The organism is Streptomyces flavofungini, assembly GCF_041028215.1.
In the GTDB taxonomy this organism is placed as follows: Bacteria; Actinomycetota; Actinomycetes; order Streptomycetales; family Streptomycetaceae; genus Streptomyces; species Streptomyces flavofungini_B.
Genome location: NZ_JASKYR010001244.1, coordinates 1 through 1,424, shown reverse-complemented (window position 1 = coordinate 1,424; position 1,424 = coordinate 1). Strand labels below are relative to the sequence as shown.

1 protein-coding gene and 1 pseudogene are annotated in these 1,424 nt (G+C 73.9%); both read left to right on the top strand.

Annotation, left to right across the window (positions count from 1 at the left end; translation table 11 throughout):
- Positions 1-838, top strand: a pseudogene (locus AB8Z36_RS40110) (AfsR/SARP family transcriptional regulator); the annotation flags it as partial.
- 53 nt (positions 839-891) lie between these two features.
- Complete coding sequence (locus AB8Z36_RS40105; RefSeq protein WP_369218286.1) at positions 892-1,257, top strand: PH domain-containing protein; 366 nt, start codon at positions 892-894, stop codon at positions 1,255-1,257.
- The last annotated feature ends 167 nt before the right edge of the window (positions 1,258-1,424 follow it).

The following is a 1,424-nucleotide window of genomic DNA, read 5'->3' as shown; positions in this document are numbered from 1 at the left end:
CGGGGCGGCTGGGCGGGATGCGGTGCGCAGCGCCGGTGGCTTTCGTGCGCTCGGCGACCAGTGGGGCGCCCTTCAGTCCCTCACCCCCCTCGCCCTGCTCGCCGAGATCAAGGGCGACTACGAAGAAGCGGAGCGCCGACAGCTGGAGGGCCTGCGCATCGCGACGGAGCTGGGCCTCGCCTCGGAGATATCCGCCCGCCTCTCCGGCCTCGGCCGCCTGGCCCTGCTCACCCGGCAGTGGGACCGCGCCCGCGACCTGCACACCCGGGCCCGGTCACTCGCCGTCGAACAGGGCTACCGCTACGGCGAGATCCACGCCGAGATGGGCCTCGCCCTCGGCGCGCGCCGCTCGGGGGACCTCGACGCCGCCGAGTCGTATCTGCTCCGTCTCCGCGACCGCCACACGGACGTCTCCTCCCCCGCGGGTGACCATCTGCTCCACGCCGAGCTCGGTTTCCTCGCCGAACTCCGGGGCGACGCCGCCCTCGCCGAGAGCCACCACCTGCGCGGCCTGGAGATCGCCCGCGGCCTCGCCGAGCCCCGCGCCCTCGCGCTGTCCCTTGAGGGCCTCGCGGGCGCCGCCGCCCTCGGCGGCGACCCGGCGTCGGCCCGCCACGCGGCCCTGCTGCTCGGCGCCGCCGACGCGGCCCGACGCGGCGTCGGGGCCCCGCTGCCGCCCGCCGAGCGCGCCGACGTCGACCGGATCACCCGGGCGGTGAGCACCGTCCTGCGGCAGGCACCGCCCGGCTCGCCCGGCTTCGCCGAGGAGTTCGCGCGCGGCTCCGGTCTGTCCCCGGACCGGCTGCCGCACAAGCCGCTCACCGGCCCGCCCGGTTAGGGTCGTACGCAGCCACCGGGCCATCCGGAGGCCTCAGGCACCAGGGGGAGCACATGGCACTTTTCGGCAACGCGCACACCATCGACCCGGCGGGCGCGCAGCAGGAGTACGCCCGGCTGCTCGGGCACGGCGAGCAGGTGCACGCCGCGTACCTGCTGATACGCGACACGATGCTCTTCACCGACCGTCGGCTCATCATGATCGACAAGCAGGGCATCACCGGCAAGAAGGTCGAGTACCACTCGATCCCGTACCGCAGCATCACGCACTTCGCGGTGGAGACGGCCGGGCACTTCGACCTCGACGCCGAGCTGAAGATCTGGCTGTCGGGCAACGCGGCGCCGCTTCAGAAGACGTTCACCAAGGGCGTCGACATCTACGAGGTGCAGGCGATCCTGACCCAGTTCGTCGCCCGCTAGCACCTTCCGTTCGCCGGTACGCCGCCCGCTTCGGCGGGCGGATGTCTTCCGCGACCGGCGCGGCTGTGCTTGCCTGGGGGCCGTTTCGGCTGACTGGGGCGGGAGTTGCCGCATGCGGAAGCTGTGGAGCGCGGGGGGCGCYGGGCCGGTGCACTGCTGCTCGGGGG

Excerpts from the sequence above, each read along its gene's own strand:
- AB8Z36_RS40105 (WP_369218286.1), top strand. The coding sequence starts at position 892 with ATGGCACTTTTCGGCAACGCGCACACCATCGACCCGGCGGGCGCGCAG.